Annotated in this window: 10 protein-coding genes; 3 read left to right on the forward strand and 7 right to left on the reverse strand. The window is 70.7% G+C overall.

The genetic code is table 11. The annotated features are described in order from the left end of the window. Positions 1–80 precede the first annotated feature (80 nt). From WME95_RS01165 to WME95_RS01180, 4 genes are all read right to left on the reverse strand, one after another. The gene (locus tag WME95_RS01165) at positions 81–497 is read right to left on the reverse strand and encodes a GAF domain-containing protein (protein WP_272097267.1); all 417 of its coding nucleotides are present in this window, start codon (positions 495–497) and stop codon (positions 81–83) included. 67 nt (positions 498–564) lie between these two features. Next, positions 565–4,068: an ATP-binding protein gene (locus tag WME95_RS01170; RefSeq protein WP_437906556.1), complete on the reverse strand. Its 3,504-nt coding sequence runs from the start codon at positions 4,066–4,068 to the stop codon at positions 565–567. 108 nt (positions 4,069–4,176) lie between these two features. After that, entirely contained in the window at positions 4,177–4,815 is a 639-nt protein-coding gene (locus WME95_RS01175; protein ID WP_437906557.1) for a regulatory protein RecX, read from the reverse strand. Positions 4,816–4,906: 91 nt separating this feature from the next. Further along, complete coding sequence (locus WME95_RS01180; RefSeq protein ID WP_437906558.1) at positions 4,907–7,102, reverse strand: DUF362 domain-containing protein; 2,196 nt, start codon at positions 7,100–7,102, stop codon at positions 4,907–4,909. A 154-nt stretch (positions 7,103–7,256) separates the two neighbouring features. On the opposite strand from WME95_RS01180, the gene WME95_RS01185 reads away from it, so the two are divergent. Next, positions 7,257–7,931 (forward strand): hypothetical protein, encoded by a 675-nt coding sequence (locus WME95_RS01185; protein ID WP_437906559.1) that lies wholly within the window; start codon positions 7,257–7,259, stop codon positions 7,929–7,931. Between the two features lie 972 nt (positions 7,932–8,903). After that, positions 8,904–10,703: an LGFP repeat-containing protein gene (locus WME95_RS01190; RefSeq protein ID WP_437906560.1), complete on the forward strand. Its 1,800-nt coding sequence runs from the start codon at positions 8,904–8,906 to the stop codon at positions 10,701–10,703. A gap of 301 nt (positions 10,704–11,004) precedes the next feature. Here WME95_RS01190 and WME95_RS01195 read toward each other — a convergent pair whose 3' ends face one another. Together WME95_RS01195 and WME95_RS01200 are read right to left on the reverse strand one after the other, a co-directional pair. Next, complete coding sequence (locus WME95_RS01195; protein WP_437906561.1) at positions 11,005–12,567, reverse strand: sigma 54-interacting transcriptional regulator; 1,563 nt, start codon at positions 12,565–12,567, stop codon at positions 11,005–11,007. A 146-nt stretch (positions 12,568–12,713) separates the two neighbouring features. Next, positions 12,714–14,150, reverse strand: a complete 1,437-nt coding sequence (locus tag WME95_RS01200) for a serine/threonine-protein kinase (protein WP_437906562.1) — start codon at positions 14,148–14,150, stop codon at positions 12,714–12,716. A 53-nt stretch (positions 14,151–14,203) separates the two neighbouring features. Between WME95_RS01200 and WME95_RS01205 the strand changes: the two genes are divergently transcribed. Next, complete coding sequence (locus WME95_RS01205) at positions 14,204–17,914, forward strand: protein kinase domain-containing protein (RefSeq protein ID WP_437906563.1); 3,711 nt, start codon at positions 14,204–14,206, stop codon at positions 17,912–17,914. Here the strand turns inward: WME95_RS01205 and WME95_RS01210 are convergent. Next, positions 17,892–19,142: a hypothetical protein gene (locus tag WME95_RS01210; protein ID WP_437906564.1), complete on the reverse strand. Its 1,251-nt coding sequence runs from the start codon at positions 19,140–19,142 to the stop codon at positions 17,892–17,894. The genes WME95_RS01205 and WME95_RS01210 overlap by 23 nt on opposite strands. Positions 19,143–19,407 lie beyond the last annotated feature (265 nt).

Here is a 19,407-nt window from a genome sequence, read left to right on the forward strand (position 1 = left end):
GCGGCGGTGCAGCTGGGCAGCGGGGCTGCGGCGGGCAGCAGCCCCGCGGCGGGCAGCGAGGTGGGGCGGGAGCGCTCTTGTCAGGCCGGCAGCGCGCCAGCGCCCTGCGCGAGGCGATCGAGCTCGTCCTGACCGAGCTCGCGCTCGCCGGCGAACGCGATCCCCACGACGGCGCGCACGCTCGCGGAGGCGTCGCGCACGGGCAGCGCCACCGCCGCCTGCGCCGCGACCGCCCTGGCCCCGGGCCGCACGTCGCCGGACGTGTCCGTCTGCAGGTTGCACGTCTGCACGGGCTGGTCGCGCTCCCAGGCGAGCCCGGCCATCCCCTTGCCCCGCGGGACGCGGCGCGTGATCTCCTGCACCTTCTCGGGGATGTTCACGGCGGCGGCCAGCGCGAGCGCATCGCCCTCGACGAGGTGCACCGTGCCAGCGATACCCCCGTTGTCGGCGACGAAGCTCCGAAGCCACGGCTCCAACGACTCTCGGCGCGCATGCATGCCCGCACCTTCGGCCGTCGCGGGGCCTGCGTCAACCCGGGGCAGCTCGCGGGACGCGCCGGATTTGTCAGGCCTCGTCCTTCACCCGCTTGGGCCAGCGCACGATGAAGGTGGCTCCTGCGCCGGGGCGCGACGAGACGGACACGCTCCCTCCGCGGCTCTGCACGATCTTCTTCACGACGGAGAGCCCTATCCCGGTGCCTTCCACCTTGTCGCGCGACTCGAGCGTATGAAAGAGATCCCAGATGCGCTCGTGGTACTCGGGCGCGATGCCGGGCCCGTTGTCGCTCACGGCGAACTCGACGTAGGCGCCGGCGTCCTCACACGTCACCTCGACGCGCGCGTCGCTGCGGCGCGCGTGCTTCAGGGCGTTGCTGATGAGGTTCTGGAACACCTGCTGCATCGGGACGCGCTCCGCGGCGATCGTCGGCATCCCTGGCGCGATGTCGACCCGGGCGCCCGCGGGCGGCGAGAGCAGCTCGACGACCTCCGCGAGCAGATGGCCGGTGTCGACGCTGACCACGTCGCCGCGCAGGCGCCCTGCCCGCGAGTAATGGAGGATCCCGTCGATGAGCGCCTCGAGGCGGCGCACGCGCCCGCGCAGGAGGTGGATGTACTCCTGCGTCTCGCCGTCCAGCTTCCCCGCCAGCGACTCCTCGATCCACTCGGACAGGTTCGCGATCCCCCGGAGGGGCGCCTTGAGGTCGTGCGAGGCGACATAAGCGAACTGGTCGAGCTCCTGGTTCGTCTTCGCGAGCGCTGCGATGAGCTCCTCTCGGTGCTGGCTCAGCTGCTCGATGCGGCGCCGCGCGAGCACCTGATCGGTGATCTCGAAGCCGACGACCATGACGCCCGAGACGGCGCCGGAGGGGTCGCGGATGGGCTGAGCGACGTAGTTGAAGACGGCCTCGTGCACCGCGTCGCCGCGCTGGACGGGGATGCTCAGCTCGGTCATGCGCAGCGGCTGGCCGGCTTTCCGCGCGCGGTCCAGCATCGCGATCGCCTCGTGCTCGACGAGCTCCGGGAACACCTCGCGCACGCTCTTCCCGACGAGGTCCCGCCGGCCGACCATCTCGCAGTACGGCGGGTTCGCGACCTCGAAGCGGTGCTCGGGGCCGGCGAACACCGCGATGGGGACCGGCGCCTGCATGAAGAGATCGTGCAGCTTCTCGCGCTCGCGCTCGGCCGCTGCCCGCAATCGGGCGAGCTGGAGGTGCGTGGCGACGCGGGCGACGAGCTCGCGCGCGGAGAACGGCTTGGGGAGGTAGTCGTCCGCGCCCGCCTCGAGCCCCTCGACGCGCGACTCCTCCCCGGCGCGCGCGGAGAGCATGACGACCGGGACACCCCTCGTGCGCTCGTCCGCGCGCAGCGCGCGGAGCAGGCCGAAGCCGTCGAGGTTCGGCATCATCACGTCGGTGAGCACGAGATCGGGCGGGCTGCGGCGCGCCGACGCGAGCGCCTCGGCCCCGTCGGCGACGGCCTCGACCGTCCAGCGCTCGCGCAGCACCCGCCCGACGTACTCGCGCATATCGGCGTTGTCGTCCGCGAGCAGGACGCGCCCCGCCGGCCCGGCCTGGATCGCGGCGCCGTCGGACGACGTCCACGCCGCCGGGGAGAGGTGCTCGACGGCGTCATCACCCTCTGCGCCGGGGGGCGAGTCACCCTCTGCGCCGGGGGGCGAGTCACCCTCTGCGCCGGCGGGTGAGTCACCCTCTGCGCCGGGGGGCGAGTCGCTCTCCGCGCGGGGCAGCCAGCGGAGCGCCTCCTGCACATAAGGCGCTGCGCCCGTCGTCGTCGATGCCAGCGTCCGCGCGGCGTTCACGCGGTCCTTCGGCAGGTGCCCGGCCCCGCGAGGCAGGGAGACCGTGAACGACGTCCCCACGGAGAGCTCGCTCGTGACGTGGATGGTCCCGCCGTGGAGGCGGACGAGCTCGTGGACGAGCGCGAGCCCGATCCCGGAGCCCTCGTGCGTGCGGGATCGCGCGCCCTGGACCCGATGGAACCGCTTGAACAGGTGCGAGAGCTCGCGATCCGGGATGCCCGTCCCGGTGTCCCGCACGGTGAGGTCGGCGCGATCGCCGTGCGCGCGGAGCGAGATCGAGACCGTCCCCTCGAACGTGAACTTGAGCGCGTTCGAGAGGAGATTGAGCACGATCTTCTCCCACATGTCGTGATCGACGTAGACGGGCTCGGGCAGCGGCGGGCAATCGACCTCGAAGGCGAGCCCCGCGCGCTCCATCGCCGAGCGGAAGGCGCTCGCGAGATCCGCGGTGAGCGCGGAGAGATCGGTCGGCTCATACGACGCCTGGATCCGGCCCGCCTCGATGCGCGAGAAGTCGAGCAGCGCGTTGACCAGCTTGAGGAGCCGGCCCGCGTTGCGGTGCGCGGTCTCGAGAGCCGCGCCCGACAGGCTCCGCTCCGCCGACGCGAGGGCGTCCTCGAGCGGCCCGAGCATCAGCGTGAGGGGCGTGCGGAACTCGTGGCTCACGTTGCTGAAGAACGTGGTCTTCGCGCGATCGAGCTCGGCGAGGGCCTCCGCCCGCCGCTTCTCCTCCTCGTACGCCTGCGCGTTGGCGATGCTGGCGGAGATCTGGCCGGCGACGAGGTGGAGGAAGCCGCGGTAATCGTCGTCGAAGAGGCGGAATGGATTCAGCCCGACGATCAGGACCCCGGCGCGCCCCGTCTCGCCCGAAGGGGAGATCGCGAGCGCGGCCGCTCGCGTCGGCGGCCTTTGCCATGCGCCGGTCGGGAGATCGCGGAGGTGAGCCGGTATCTCGACGACGCGGCAGGACTCGTGCTCTCGCAGCACCGCGGCGAGCGGCCACGGCGACGCGTCCGTGAGCGCGATCGTCTCGGGGGCCGCGGGGTGCCCCCGCTCGAACCCCATGCTGCCGGCGAGCTGCACGCGCCGCCGGTCCGGGTCGACGACGTAGAGGAGCGCGAACGGGAGATCCTTCGCGTTGGTCGCGAGCGAGCTCGCGCTGCGCGCGCACACGTCTTCCCACGAGCGCCCGTGCGCTGTCCGCGCCGCGAGGTCGCGGAGGAGCGCGAGCTGCCGCTCTCCGATGATCCGCCGCGTATCCTCGGTATTGGCGCAGAGGATTCCGCCCGTGCCGCCCTGATCGTTCGGCACAGGGCTGTAGGAAAACGTGTAATACGTCTCCTCCTGGTAGCCGTTCCGCTCCATGATGAGGAGGAGCGCCTCGTCGTAGGTGCCCTCGTCGCGGCGCATCGTGGACGCGGCGCGCGGCTCGATCTGGCCCCAGATCTCGCGCCACACGACGGACGCGGGCTGTCCGAGCGCCTCGGGGTGCTTGCCGCCGACGATCGACTTGTAGGCGTCGTTGTACAGATTGATGAGCGAGTCGCCCCACCAGACGAACATCGGCTGGCGCGACGTCAGGACGATGCGCACGCACGTCTTGAGGCTCTGCGGCCACGACGAGACCGGGCCGAGCGGCGTCTTCGACCAGTCGATCGCGCGCATGCGCGCGCCCATCTCCCCTCCGCCGGCGAGGACCGCGCGAGCATCCGCGCGATCCGGCGGCAGGCCATCCAGCTCGAGCGACATGGGCCCTTTGTAGCGTGCGGTGGGTGGGGGGAGAAGGGCAGAAAACAGGGTGTTTTGGCTGTTCGGGAGAGCCCGTACACCGCGGAGGGGCCGGCGCGCCGGCGCCGCTCACGGCGGCGCGTCGAGCACCGCGCGCAGCGCCCGGCGCGCCACGTCGGGCGAATAGCCCTGGCGCGCGAGGAAAGCATAGAGCTTCTGCCGTTGCTCCGCAGGAGCGAGCCCCGAGAGCGAGCGGAGCTTCTTGCGCGCCGCCCGCTCGGCCACGGCGGACTCGTCCGTTCCCTCCTCGGTCATGACCTGCCGTATGGCCGCGTCCGCCACGTCGCGCGAGACGCCTTTGCGGGCGAGGTCCTGCTCGATCCTGCGGCGCGACCGGGGCTTGCCCACGATGCCGGAGCGCGCCTTGGCCTCCGCGAAGCGCGCGTCGTCGAGCAGCCCGCTCGAGGTGAGGCGCTCGATCGCGGTCGTCACGTGCTCCCTGGGCTCGCCCTTCTCGATCAGGCGCTTCTCCAGCTCCCTGGCCGATCGCGCCCGGAACGACAGGAGCCGCAGCGCCCGCTCGTAGGTCTTCTGCTCGCCCGCGGCGCTCTTCCGGGGCGGCTCCGCCGCGGCCCCGGGGCTGTCCTGGCCGGGGGTCAGGCCGGCGGCGGCCTGCTCGGGCACCGTGGCGAAGGGGACCCCATCCACCAGGATGACGACGTGGCCGGGCTTGTCGGGCGAGGGGACGATTCCCGTGATGAGCGGCATGCGCGAGGGACGATGGCGCACCTGGCGCGGGCCGCAAGCTCCCGCTCACCCCGCCTGCTTCCGGCCGCGGCGGGGCGCCTGCGCGCTCACCTCACGGATCGAGCACGAGCACGCCAAACGCCTCCGGGACATGGAAGTTCGGCTTGCTCGTGCGGGGCGGGCTCCACGCGAGGTAGTGCCGTGGGTCCTTGCCCTCCATCCGGTACAGGTTCATGGGCAGCCGCGCGCTCGGGGCGAGCGCGCTGACGATCCCCGGCGCCGCCAGCAGCGCCTCGATGACGGCCGTGCGCGCCTGCGCGTCCTGGCTCGTCGCGATCGTCGCGCCGCTCGACCACGCCGTGTCTTCCAGGCGCGCGTCGCGGTCGATGGCGATATCGAAGAAATGGCCGAACGGCCCGATCTCCACCTCGAAATACCGCCTCGGCGAGCCCGGGGCCGGCGTCAGGAAGAGCTCGATGCAATCCTCTTTGTAAAGCCCCTTTCGCTCCGCGCCGACGGGCTTCGAGCGATCCGTGTTGAGCCCCGCGTTCGAGAGCTCGAAGAGCGCGTGGAGCCCTTGCTTCGACCAGAGGAAGCGCGCCCGCGTGGGGAACCCGGAGGGCTTGCCGGCATAGTCGGTGTCCCACTGCACGGCCTTCGCGCGGCCCCACGCCGCGTCGTCGGCCTTCCCGTCGAGCACGACCTGCTCTCCCGGCGGAAGACGCGACGCGTGCGCCTCCGGCTTCGCGGGGCCTCCGCCCGGCCCTTCGCCCTGCTTCCCCTCGGGCGCCTTCTGCGAGGCCGGCGGCGCGGGATCGAGCCCCTTCGCGGGCCCGCCGGGCAAGGGCGCGTGTCCGGGCTCCCAGTCGAGCCGGAAGGGCGCCATCGCCTTGTAATGCACGGGCCTCGGGCTCTTCAGGAGATCTGCCCCGTCTCCCGTGATCGCCGTCGCCTTGAGATCCAGCCCGAAGCGCTTCGCCGCGGCGTCGATGAGCGGCGAGGTCCGGTGGCCGCCGAGCTCGCGCGCGAGCGCGGGGCTGTTCCACACGCCGAGGAGCTCCGCCGCCACGCGGTCGACCCGCACCGGGTTCGTGCCGCCGACGGCCACCATCTCCGCCGTGGGGTGGAGGACCTGGAAGCCGTCTCCGCCCATCGCCGGCGCGCCGTCGCCGAGCACCGCGTCCGGCGCGGATATCTCGAGCACGTCGACCATGCGCTCGGCGAAGACGCGGAGCGACGATAAGTAAAGAGCTCTATCCTCCTGGCCGGCGGACTTCGTGTCCAGGTACGCCTTGAGCTCCCTGTGCATCCTCCACTTCTGCTTGTAGGCAGGCGCGCTGTCCGACAGCATGACCGTGCCCTGCATGCCCTTGATACCGACGGAGATGACCGAGTACCGGTGCATCTTGAGCCGGGGGAGCGACAGGAAGAGCCCGTGGTCGAGGTGCTCGGCCAGCACCTTCGGCATGAGCAGCGTCGGGACGTGGGTCGCCTGGATGCCGCGGATGGCGAGGGGCTTTCCGGGCCTGTCGCCGGCGACGTCGTAGACCCCGTCGTCGTCCATCGCGACGAGCGCGGCGCCCTCCTCGGCGGCCATCGCCTCGTAGCCGGTGCGCTGCGCGATGTCCTTCCAGAACTTGTGCGAGTGGCCGCAGCCCTCGGCGATCGTGATCTTCGTGTGTCCTCGCGCCTTGAGGCACTGGACGACGCCTCGAACGAACTCCGGCTGGGTGATCCGGCCGGTCACGCCGTCGTCGCCCTTCGACTTCGCAGGGTCCTTCACGCTGTCGAACCCGCAGATGTTGGGCTTGAGGAGCACGGGAGTCGCCGCGGGGCGCCTCGGAACCACCGCCTCGCAGATGCGCTTGCCGAGCTCCAGGGGACCCTGGCCGCGGAGCACGGTGACGGGCGAGTCGTCGGCCTTGATGCGCTCGACGTGCCGCTTCCTGAGGGCGGCGCCGTCGATGCTGTCCGACGCGATCACCGAGGGGCCGGACTCGTACCGCTGCGACGCGCCCGCGACCACGTCGCTCGACGCGCTCGGCACCGCGGTCGGGACGGCCGGGTGCGCGGAGGCGGCGGCGAAGGAGGAGGCGGTCGGCGCCGGCGCGGGCGAGGGCGCGGACGAGGACGTTGCCGCGTCGGGCGGCGGCGCTTGGGCGGCAGGCCCGCCATCGCCGGGCGGCCCGCCTGGTTCGCGCCGCCGGTCCCCGCAGCCCGCGAGGACGGCGAGCAGCGCCGGGAGCGCCGCGATCGCCAGGAAAGAACGCCGCGCCCGGCGGCCGTGGATCGCCCGTGTCGTGTTCATGCTCGCGGAGCACGATGGGGCGAAACCACGGCGGCGAGAAGGAAGAATTTGATACAGCTCATCTGCTCCAGTGCAGGCGAGGAATGAACGGATGTGTGGCCCTGCTGGCCTGGAATTTACTTCCACTAGAGAATTCTTGTGCGTGGAGGATGGGATGAAATCTGCTTCTGGCGTGTTCTCGGCCGTGATCGTGACGACCCTGCTGGCGCTGTCCGCGTGCGGCGGCGGCGACGATGACGACGATGACGAGGGAAACAGCAAGGAAGAGGGCCCCTCCTGCGGGCTGGTCGTGGCGTGCGGCGGCGATCCGACAGGAACGTGGACGATGGATGAGGCGTGCCTGGATCCGTCGATGTTCGAGGACCTCCACAAGGGGTGTGACGCGGCGATCGTCGACAGCAGCGTGATGATGAGCGGACGCGCCGAATTCCGGGCCGATAACACCTATGCCGCGACCATCACGCACCAGGGGCCGATCAAGGTGGTCTACCCTGCGGCGTGCCTCGCGGCCGAGGAGGTCCCGATCACGTGCGCGCAGCTCAGCGTGAACATGCAGCGGGCCGCAGGTGGGAAGGAGTCGCCCTTCACCTCGGCGGAGTGCGCTCAGGCGGGCGCCGACTGCGCATGTACGTTTGTCTTCGGGCGGGACACGACGACGTGGACGGGCACCTGGTCGGTCTCCGGCTCCATCTTGACCATCGAGGGCGACGAGCCCGAGGAGGGCCCGTTCTGCGTGCAGGGATTCTCGTTGACGAGAGGCTTCCCGGTACCGGAGGGAGCGGACGCCTCGGGGCCCATCAAGCACTACATGAGGTTCACGAAGGAGTGAGCCGCGGCGAGCCCGGTCGTCGGGGCGCCGCTCAAGGCCGGTCGAGCCCCACGATGCGGTCGAGCAGCGCCCGGTCGAGGCTCGCCCCTGCTCGCGCAGAGCGCGATCGACAAGTTCAAGAACAACGCTTACGACCTGGTGATCGAGGGAGAGTCGTACCGACCGCGCCAGAAGCTGGCCGTGGACAGAGATGGTCCTCCGCCTTCGGCTCCGGTGATCGAGCAGCCGACGTCGGGTCGCAGGAGCCGACAGGCGCGGTAGGTCAACCTACGTCGGCCTCCTGCCGGAGGCCTCCGGGGGCTCGACGGCCGCACCGTGCTCGTGGCAGTCCATGCCCGGTCGTTCGAGCCCACCACCTGGCCGCATCATCCTGGCGATGGGTGGATCCATGAGGGGGGCGATTGGCATCCAGCCTCCCGACGCCGTTCTGAGCGCCCACGACGACGTAGCGAGGAGCCCGCCTGACAGCATAAGTGATGTGGTCCGCGAGGATGCCGAGAGCAGCCATCGGACATCGTCGAACCGCGCTGGAGGAGAGCGGCTGAAGTGTGGCCGAGGCAGCGGTGACGTTCTACCTCGCCCGATCCGAGGCGTACGGGCTGGCCCGCGCGTTCGACCTGTGCCGATGGTGGACGCGTGTGTCCCCTCCTGGGGATTCCCCTAAAGGAGACGGGCGTCCCTTCCAGGGGACGGGTGTCCAGCAAGGCGAGTCTGACGGACGGTCTTTCTCAGCACCGAGCTCGGCGGCGCGCCCATGGCATGTTCACTGCAAACGCAAACGCTGCATAGCCGAGCCAATGAAATGCTGGTTGCGATCACTGGCTTGATCCGCAGGCCGTCAAGCTACGCCGATCAGCCTAGCGCCGATGTCCTCGGTCGCTGTGCATCACCGGCAGCGGACGGACGGGCGGACGCTGTTGCCGTAGGCACGTAGGTCGTTGAATTTCATGCCCTTTGGAGAGCAATATGAGCATGAGCAAGATTGACGAAAAATATCTGCAATTGATCGAAGCGAATCCCTGGATCGGAGCGCCGGTAGGCGATGAGCAGACCTGCGCCGACAAGGTCGGATCGTTCCGCGAGTATCAGGGGGCGGCGTCGATCTATTACACGCCGAACACGGGGGCACATCTCATCTACGGTCTGATCCGGGCCAAGTGGATCGCCCTCGGCCGCGAGAAGGGCCCAAACGGATATCCCACGTCAGACGAGATCGACTCACCCAGCGGGCTCGGGAGATGCAACATGTTCCAGCACGGGACGATAACCTGGAAGCGAGGCACCAGCGAGGCCTTCGCCGTCTACGGTGCCATCTACGCGAAATGGGGGACCTTGCAGTACGACAAGGGGCCGCTGGGCTTTCCCTTGACGGACGAGTCGGCCACTGTCGTCGGCGCCGGACGTTTCAATGACTTCGAGCATGGAGCCATCTATTACAGCTCGTCGGTCGGGACCCACGTGGTTCGGTCGCCTATACTTGAGGCGTGGACTTTCGCCGATCGGGAAAAGGGGTTGTTCAAGCTCCCGACCTCGGACACGCCGACGGCCAAGGACGCCGGCGGCAGCTACACGCAGCAATTCCAGGGGGGCAGCATCTCCTGCAAGGAGGGCGCATCGCGGTCCATTGTCGCCAATCCTGTGATCTCCCCACGAATCGAGGCCCGCACCCGGTCGCTGGTGCTTGCCGTCAATCCCAAGTATGCCGATGCGTGGAAAAAACCGGGCATCAACGACGCCAGGACTTGCAAGCTCACCCGGCTCAATCGCCACTTCCGGCTCAGGACAGCGCTCGTGATCTTCCCGGGATCCTATACGAGGACCTTGGCGGGCAGCGACATCGACAACGTCAAGAGCAGCTACGCGACCGCCGCGGCGAAGATCCGCGATTTTAACTTCGGGCTCGCGGAGGTTCATCCCACCGTGGTCGTGGCCAATACCACGCTGAAGAAAGTGGACTTCACCGACAAGGAGTTTGATCAGGACCCGACGACCTTCCAGGCCGAGTTCAACGGATATTCGAAGGTTATCCAGGCGCTCGCCGAACACGGACATTCGGTCGCTGATTTTGACGTGGTGTCCATCTGCATTCCGTGGATGGGGACGGACACCTCGAAAGACAAGCCCGCCAGCTTCGCCAAGGCCAATCCTGTCTTCAAGCTGAACAACGCCAAGACCTGGACCACCATCCATCACGTCTACCCCGGCGATTATTGGTGGGCATTCTTCGTTCACGAGATCACCCACTGCGTCGAGTGGATGCTTCAGAACCACGGCTACCCCGACCTGCGCAACAACGATGACCCTTGGTGGGCAGCCTCCTACCCGCATCTCGCCTCGTCCATCGTAGCTCCTCCACCGGAGAACGTGGACGCCTTCAGCGACACGCGGCTCTATGCGATGCACCAGCGGATCAAGGCGTCGTGGTTCGGCCTCGCACCGACCTGGGGAGAGATCCGGACAGACACCACATCGCTGGAGAATTACGGCGAGATCCTGATGTATGCGTGTCCTGATGGACAAGCGATCGTCGAGAGCGCCTGGGGGACGAAATACCTCGGCATTTCGCCTTCCGGCGCCGACTGTCAATCGATCAAGAGCGAACTCGACGCGTTGTATGCAGAGAGAGGCGCGTTGCAGGCAGAGTTGAGTGTCGCGGCTCCTGGTCAAAAGCCATCGTTGGCAGGACAGATTGTGGCGATCAACCAGAAGATCAACGCGCTCGGCGACAAGAAAGCGGTGTGCGAGGCCCGGGCAGCGTTGGCCAGCAAATAGCCATGGCCCAATGCATGACAGGTGTGGGGCTCAGGCGCTATGTGACCAGGTAGTGCCCGCGGAGCACCTCGAGCCCTGAAGCTTCGAGCCGTCGCCGGCGATGCCTTCCCTCTGCCGCCCCTCCGAGCCGTACCTCTCGGACCGCGGAGCTCTTCGGTAGATCCCTGGTGCTCTTGGCTGGGCAGGCGCTCCCCTGGAACGGGGCGCTCGTCCGCCGGGGGAGACGCCCGGCCCTTCTGTAGGGATCCCTCGAAGGGGACGCCTGTCCCGCCCACGGGATTCCCCTGGAGGGCACACCCCCTCAGCGTCGCGAGAGGTCGAATGCGCGAACGAGCCTGTACGCGTGGGAGCGGGCGAGATCGAGCTTCGCCGCGGCGTCGGTCACGTTCCAGCCGTTATCCTCCAGCGCGTCCCGAAGCAGCGCGGCCTGGAACCGGCGGGTCGCCTCCTGGAAGGTCAGCCCCCTGTACGGCCCGATCTCGACCGGAGCGACGGCCCCCTTCTCCGACCGGCTCGCCCCCGCCGCTGCCGGAAACAGGTGCCGCCGCTCGATCTGCGCGACCCCCTCCGCCGCCGCGCGGATCGCGGCGGCCTCCACGGCGTGCCCGAGCTCGCGCACGTTGCCGCTCCACTCCGCCGCTTCCACCGCGCAGAGCGCGTCCACGCTGAGCTGGAGGCGGGGAAAGCCGTGGGTCTTGCACGTCTCCGCGCAGAAGTGCTCCGACAGGAGCGCCACGTCCTCCCTCCGCTCGGTGAGCGAGGGGAGCCGTATCGGCAACACCTGGAGCCGGTAGAACAGGTCCTCGCGGAACTCCTTGCGCTGGACTGCCACCTTGAGATCGAGGTTCGTGGCGGCGAGCACGCGCACATCGGCCCGGACAGGCCGCGTCCCGCCCAGCGGGTAATACTCCTTCGACTGGAGGAGCTGGAGCAGCTTGGCCTGCCCCGACGGCTTCAGCTCTCCGATCTCGTCGAGGAACAGCGTGCCACCCTCCGCTGCGGCCACCTTGCCCTCGATCTTCTTCCCCGCCGTCGAGTGCGCGCCCGGCAGCGCGCCGAACAGCTCGCTCTCGAGGAGCCCCTCCGGGAGCGCCGCGCAGTTCAGCTCGACGAACGGCCCGCGAGCCCGCCGGCTGCTCTCATGGATCACCCGCGCGAGCTGCGTCTTGCCCGTCCCGGAGGCCCCCGTGAGGAGGACCGTGATGTCGAGTGGCGCCGCCGCCGCGGCCTGCGCAAGCACGTCTGCGAGGGCGCCGCTCCTGCCGACGATGCCGCCCGCCCGCAGTGTGCGGCGGAGAGGAAGGGTCGAGTCCACCTCGTCCGCCCTGCGCCTCCGGAGCAGCAGCCGATCGGCGAACGGGGTGATGTGCCGCGCGAAGGCCTCGACGCGCCGCCGATCGTCCTCAGGGAAGGGGCCCTTGTGCGCGCGATCTTGCAGATAGACCACCCCGACCGGCGGCACTGCCCCGACGGGCGCGCAGATCAGCGCCTCGATGCGGTTCTTCTGCACGCTCTTGCTTGTGCGAAAGCGAGGATCGAGGAGCGCGGACACCGTGCTGATCGTGCGGCCCGTAGCGAGGGCCTCGGCGATGACGCCTCGCGAGAACGACGCGCGGATCTCCACCACGTCCTTCTCCTCGCACCCGTGGGCCACCCAGAACGTCGGCTCCCGGTCGTCGGGACTGGACATCAGCTCGACGTATCCCCGGAGAGCCCCGCTGATCTCGACGATCAGCGCGAGCGCGTCCGAGAGGAACGGCTCTATCTCGTCCGTCTGACCGAGCTCCAGGAGCTTGCGGTAGAAGTCCCGTTCCTTCTCGACGCGCGCCTGCGTCGCAGAGCCGTCAGGGGAGAGGGACGACATCGCTCGGATAGTACGAAAAGGCGAATGGGCTTACAACGACGTCCAGTGCCGGCTTCTCTCTGATGCCTCTTCGCACGGCTGCGTGAGCGCCCGTCGCCCTCGTCCCCCCGGCAGGGAGCGCGCGCAGATCCCCGCCGAATGAGGTGCTACGACGCCTGCGCCGACGCCGTCCGCTGAGCCTCGGCCGATCCGAGATCGAGCCAGACGATCCCGGCGACCTCGCCGAGTTCCTGCGCCGGCAGGTCCATGCCGGCGAGGGCCGCATCCGACGCGAGCGGGCCTGCCGCGGCCACCTCTGGCACCCATGTCAGCCTGGTGATCGGACCGCCCTCGACCGTGCCGCCTCCCCCGATGCGCGCCTCCGCGATGTGCACGGAGATCCGCACCTCGACCCACGGGCTCCGGCGGGCGCGGCCCTCGATCCGCCGGGTGAACGCGATCACTGCCTCCATCACGCGGCGGCGCGCGCCCGCGTCCGCGACCGCCTCCCCGGCGCAGGGCAGCGCGAGCAGCGCCCCGGAGCCGGTCAAGAGCGCCACCCGCAGCCCGAGCGGTTCGAACGCCGCGCGCGCCGCGGGGACGATCGCCTCGAGATCGGCCATGGCCTCCTCGCCCGGCTCCTCGGGGGGCGCGCCCTCGGCGAGGCGCGCCTCGACGTGGACCCCGAGCGCCAGCCCCTCCGTGCTGCTGCGCTGCTGGCTCGTCGCGGCCCGTATCTCGGCGAGGAAGGCCTGCGGCGTCGGCGGTCGTTCTTCCGGCTCCTTGCTCAGCGCGCGCAGCACCGCCGCGTTGAGCGCCGCGCTGACCTGGGCCGAGAGCGTGAGCGGCGGCGGCACCGTGTAGAGATGCATCTGGTACAGCGCCACCGACGATGTCGTGGAGAAAGGCGGCCTGCCGGTGAGCAGCCTGTAGGCGAGGACCCCGAGCGCATAGACGTCCGAGCGCTCGTCCACCGGCCCGCACAGGATCTGCTCGGGTGCCATGCAGCACAGGCTCCCGACCATGTGGCGAGACGTGGTGAGCCGCGGTCCCTCGCCGTCGAGCAGCTTGGCCACGCCGAAATCGAGCAGCACCACCCGCGGCGAGCCCGGGGCGAGGGGGCCCGCTTCATCGAGGAAGACGTTCGAGGCCTTGATGTCGCGGTGGAGGACCCCCTCCGCGTGCGCGGCGGCCACGGCGTCGCAGAGCGGTGCGAGGATCGCGCACGCTTCCTCGACCGACAGGCAGCCCCGCATCGCAAGGTGCTCCCTTAGGCTGACGCCTCGGAGCAACGGCATCGCGAGCCAGGAGCGCCCGTCGTCCAGCCGCCCGTGGTCGAGCACCTCGATCACGTGGGGGTGCCGGATACGGCGGACCGCGGTCACCTCGCGGTCGAAACGCGCGACCGCCTCGGCATCGGCCGCGAGCTCGGTGTGCAGGATCTTGAGCGCCGCAGGCGCGCGGCTCTCCACGTGCGCGGCCTGATACACCACCCCGAAACCACCGGAGGCGAGCGGCTGTTCGATCACGTAGGGCCCGACGCGCGCGCCGGCCAGAAGCAGCTCCAGCTCCGCAATCTCCCTTGTCTCCTCCTGCGATGACATAGAATCGCTCCCCGATCCTCGCACACCCCGCCGCCGGTGCGGAAGGAGCCGACGTGCCGCACGACCCGACAGACGCCCTGCAGGTGGAGCGCCGCCCGCCGCTCGTACGAGGCTACGTTCCGGGTGAGCTCCTCGGCGAGGGCGGCTTCGCGCTCGTCTGGTCCGCCGTCCGGGAGCGGGACGGGGCGGCGCTGGCCCTGAAGGTCGCGCGCGCGGCTTCGTCCCGCACCGCCGAGCGCTTCCGCCGCGAGGCCGAGGCGATGGCCGCGATCGGCCCGCCGCACACCCCCGCGCTCCACGATCGCGGCGCGCTGCCGGACGGTCGGCCCTACCTCGCGATGGAACGGCTCCACGGGCAGACCCTCGCCGCGCGCATCGCGCGCGCCCCCGCGCCACTCTCGCCGTCCGAGATCGCGCGGGTGGGGGCCGCGGCGCTCGCCTCGCTCGCCGCCGCGCACGCGCGCGGCGTGGTGCATCGGGATCTCAAGCCCGACAACCTCTTCCTCGCGGACGGCGCTGCGCGGGTCGCACTCCTGGATTTCGGCCTGACCCGCCGTGTCGGGCAGGAGCCTGGCGACGATCTCACGCGGACCGGCCTCGCGGCGGGCACCCCCGCGTACATGGCGCCGGAGCAGCTCCGCGCCGAGCGGCAGCTCGATGCGCGCGCCGACGTGTACGCCTTCGGCGTGATCCTCTACCAGCTCCTCACCGCGCGCCTGCCCTTCGAGGGAGAGGACGCCGCCGTCGCGCACGGGCACCTGGCGCTGCGCCCCCCGCGGCCGAGCCATGTCGCGCCGGTTCCCGCCGCGCTCGAGGCGCTGGTGCTCGCCTGCCTCGCCAAGCAGCCGGGGCAGCGGCCGGCCGACGCGGGCGTGCTCCAGCGCGAGCTCGCCGCCGCGTGCGCTGCGGCGCTTTCCGTGCCCGCCCCAGCGGCGCCAGCGCCCCGCCCGGCCATCCTCGCCGACGGCCCGCAACCGGCGGTGATCCTGCTCCTCGAGCACGACGGCGAGGCCGCGGCGATCCTCGACGCGATCGCGGCGCGCGGCGGCTTCCCCGCGCGACAGCGGGGCGCGCGCCACATCGCGGTCTTCTCCGGTCTGGACGTGGAGGATCCGGCCCGCGCCGCGCTCTCGGCCGCGCGCGCGGTGCTCGGCTCGCGGGGCGGGCGCGCCGCGCTGCACCTCGCGGGCGTGACGATCCGGCGCCGCCCGGGCGAGCCCCCGGCGGCCTATGGCGCGGCGCTCGATCGGCCGGAGAGCTGGCTACCGAAGGGCGCCTGGTCCGGCGTCGTCGTCACGCCGGCGCTCTCCGAGACCCTGCCGGAGACGGATCACGCCGCGGCGCGCCCCCCCAAGGATCCGGCCGCGGAGCCCCTCACGGATCCGGCCGCGGAGCCGCCCGCCGAGATCCCGTTCCTGGGCCGCGCCCCGCTCGTCGAGGCCATCGCCGCGAGCCTCTCCGGCGCGCTCGACGGCGGCAGCCCGACGCTGGTCACGGCGCTGGGCGGCCACGGTCTCGGCAAGAGCCGCCTCGCCGCCGAGGTGGCCGCCCTGGTCTGCCGCGCGCACCCGGGCGCGGAGGTGGTGCTCCTCCAGGGCCAGGGCGCCGCCGCCGCGACCGCGCCAGAGCTCGCGCGCCGCGGTGCGGAGCGCGGCGTCGCGGTGATCCTCGACGACGCCCACTGGGCCGACCGCGCGCTGCTCGACGGGCTCGAGGCCGCGACGCTCGACGGATCCGGCTGTCGCCTCTGGGTCCTCGTCACCGCGCACCCCCGCCTGCTCTCTGCACGTCCGGCCTGGGGCGCGCGCACGCGGCACCACCTGCGCCTCTCGCTCGATCCCCTCGACGACGGTCCCGCCCTGGAGCTCGCGGCCGCCCTGCTCCGCCCGGCGGAGTATCCCCCCGCGGCCGTGCTGGAGCGGCTCGTGCGCTGGAGCGGCGGCAGCCCCTTCGCGCTCACCGAGATCGCCCGCGCCCTCCGGCGCGCCGGCGTCATCCGCCGCCGCCCCGGCGCCCGCAGCTTCTACGTCTCCACGGCCGATGTCGACGCGCTCCCCGCGTCGCCAGTGTTTCAGTGGCTCGCCGCGCGCCGCCTCGCCGCGCTCCCGCCCGGTCTCTCCGCCTGCGCCCGCCTCTGCGCCGCGCTCGGCACGAGCTTCCACCGCGAGGAGGTCGCGTGGGTCGCGGACGCGCTCGAGCGCGCTGGCGGCGCGGGCACGCCCGTCGACGCGGGCTTTGGTCTGACCGCGCTGGTCGACGAGGGATTGCTCACCGAGACCGACGGCGGCCGTTTCTCGTTCCGCGACGCGCCCCTCCAGGACGCCATCGAGGACCTCGTGGCTCCGGCGCAGCGCGCCGCGATCCACGAGCACGCGCTCGCGTACTGGCGCACGCGCGAGGGCCGCGATGCCGGGGCGCTCGAGCCGATCGCCCGCCACGCTGCCGCGTGCGGCCGGCGCGATGAGGCGGCCAGCGCCCTCCTCCGCCTCGGCGACGCCGCGCTCGCCGCCCATGCGCATGCCGAGGCGGACCTCCGCTACACGGCGGCGCTCGCGATGTTCGAGGGCGGCGAGGGCGCGGCTCCTCGGCGCCGCGCCGAGGCGCTCGCCGGCCGCGGGCGCTGCCGCTACCGCATCGGCCGCGCCCGCGAGGCCTGGGACGACCTCCGCGAGGCCCGCGCCCTGGCCGAGGCGCTCGGCGATCGCGCGCTCCTCGCCGAGCTCATCCTGGAGGAGGCCACCGCGCTCGACTGGCTGCGGGAGTTCGAGCTCTCCGCGCAGCGCGCCGGCGAAGCCGCGCCGCTCGTCGCCGCGCTCGCGCACCCGCGCCTCTCGGCCCGCCTCCTCCTCGCGCGCGGCCGCACCGCGGGTCGCCGCGGCGAGCTCCCCGAGGCCATCGCCTTCCTGGAGCAGGCGCGCGCCGCCGCCGCCGCGCAGGGCGATCACGAGCCGCTCGTCATCGCCCTGCTCATCCTCGGCGCGCTCCTCACCTTCACTGGCCGCCCCGACGCCGCCGAGGCCCGCTTCGATGAGGCGATCGCGAGGGCAACCGCCGAAGGCGACCGCGTCCACCTGGTCATGGCGCACTACAACCGCACCAACCTGTGGATCGTCCGCCACGACCTGGAGCGCGGCCTCGCCGACGCCCGCAGCGCCGTCACCCTCGCGCGCGAGCTCGGCGACCCCCTGACCGAGCGCATGGTCACCGTCAACACCGCCGAGCTCCTCCATCAGCTCGGGCGCTACGACGACGCGCTCGAGCTGGCGCGGCGCGTGTGCCTCCTGGAGGAGCGCTTCCTCGACCGTCCCGCCGCGCTGGGACCGCTGCTCACCGCCCGGATCCAGCTCGAGCGCGGCGACATCGACGAGGCGCGCCGCCTGGTCAGCTGGATCCGCGAGGCGAGCCCGCCGGACCTGACCGAGCACTCCGAGGTCCACGCGAGGAACACGCTGCACCTCACCCGGCTCACGCTGGTGCTGGAGCAACTCGGCGCGAATGCCGCGGGCGCCGCATCGGACGGCGCTGCGTGGGGCGAGCTGGTGCGCGCCGCGGAGGCGCAGGTCGACCCTATCGACGTGCTGGAGATTCTCGCCTGGCGCGCCCGGATGGCCGCGCTGGCCGGCGATCCGCCGGCCGCGCTCCGGGCCCTCGAGAAGGCCGAGCCGTGGCTCGCGCAGCGCCCCCCCTGGCGCCCACGCTTCGACGAGCTGCGGCGCCGCCTTGGTGGAGGCGCCGAGCTCCTCAGCGCGTCTTCGGAGAGTTGATCCGAATCGGCGTGTCGGTTGGTGGACGTGGCAGATCGGTCGGCCCCCCGACCTGGATCCCGATGTGGACCGGGAGCCCATACGCCCGCCAAGTCGTGGTGGGATCGATGAACGTATAGGTCGCATCCCTGAAGACTATCCCCCCGTCCTGGTCAGAGACCGGGCAGACCATTCCATTATCCTTGTTCATCCGGCATACCCCATCCATTTTGTCCACCACCTCGAACGGGCAATGGGACAGGCGTTGCTTTTTATACGGCTGGGAGCACATTCGGTCCTCGATGTGGCCCTCGATCTTGACCGAATTAGCCCGGGACGATCCAGCATGGTTGGACGATTCAGCCTGCGGACGCAGCAATTCTTTGAGCTTCTCTGACCAGAAGATGCGGACCTTGGGGTTATTGCCGTTGCATTCGCCGACGAACGCCAGTTCCAGAGGCCAGTGACTCTTGTCATTTGTCGGTTTAATTTTCGGGTTCTTTGCCCTGTCCATCGTGGAGACGAGGCCCTCGTTGGCGATGATTTCATTGAGCCCGGAGCAGGATTTGCAGGCCCGGACAATGCTCATCGGACCGTTGTCGTTGACGAAGGCCGACAGGGCTCCCAGGATGAGGCCCCTCTGCTCCCTCAGGAGGGGATTGTTCAGCCAGCTGAAGGTTAGCCCGCCTTCGCCCTTGAACCTTATAAAGCGGCCGAGCATATCAGGACCGACGACCGAGGTGCCGGACGGCGCGCCGTCCCTGACGACGTAGCTGAACCACTTGTTGAAAGCGGGCTCTCGCATGTGCTCGGCGAACACGGGGTTCGCGACGTAATTCCCGTCGTTCTGGAGACCGACGCGTTTGAGATCGGCGCCCTTAGGATCGTTGAGCTGAAGGTACTTGTTCGAGCACAGGAGCTGGCCGTACTCACGGAACTGCAGCGCGGTGATCCCGTTGCCCCACGTGAAGTCGTGCACCCCGACCGGATGCGTACCCGGCCCATTCAGCCCACCCGATCCCCCCGACCCATTCAGCCCGCCCGATCCCCCCGACCCGCCCAGTCCACCCAGCCCGTCCGGCGTACCTACCGCAGTCTGCCCATTCGCCCTCGCCTCCCGGATCCCGAATGGCTCCGCGGTCGACCCGCCGGGCATCAGCGCAATCCCGGCGGCGCCCAGGAAACCCAGACCCACGGCGATCGTCAGTTTGAAAATGCTCGTCCTGGAAGGCATTTCTTGCGTCGACATGACTCATTTCCCTCTCTCGCCCAAGGTGGAGTGACCCTGACGCGTATTGCAGGCGTCATGCCATGGACGTGGCGGCTTCTCTGAAGCTGGGAGCCCGCTTCCGGCCCGAGGCTGTCGCGCCGCCTGTCTTGGCAGTATCGCCCCGTCGTTACAGTGTCGCGATGCGCAGCCTGGTCCGCGCGTTCGACCCCCTGCGGCGGTGACGCGAGCGTCCCCTCCCGGGGATTCCCTTCACGGGGACGGGCGTCCCTTCCAGGGGACGGGT

Origin of the sequence: Sorangium sp. So ce327 (assembly GCF_051530205.1) — a bacterium.
Classification (GTDB): Bacteria; Myxococcota_A; Polyangia; order Polyangiales; family Polyangiaceae; genus Sorangium; species Sorangium cellulosum_B.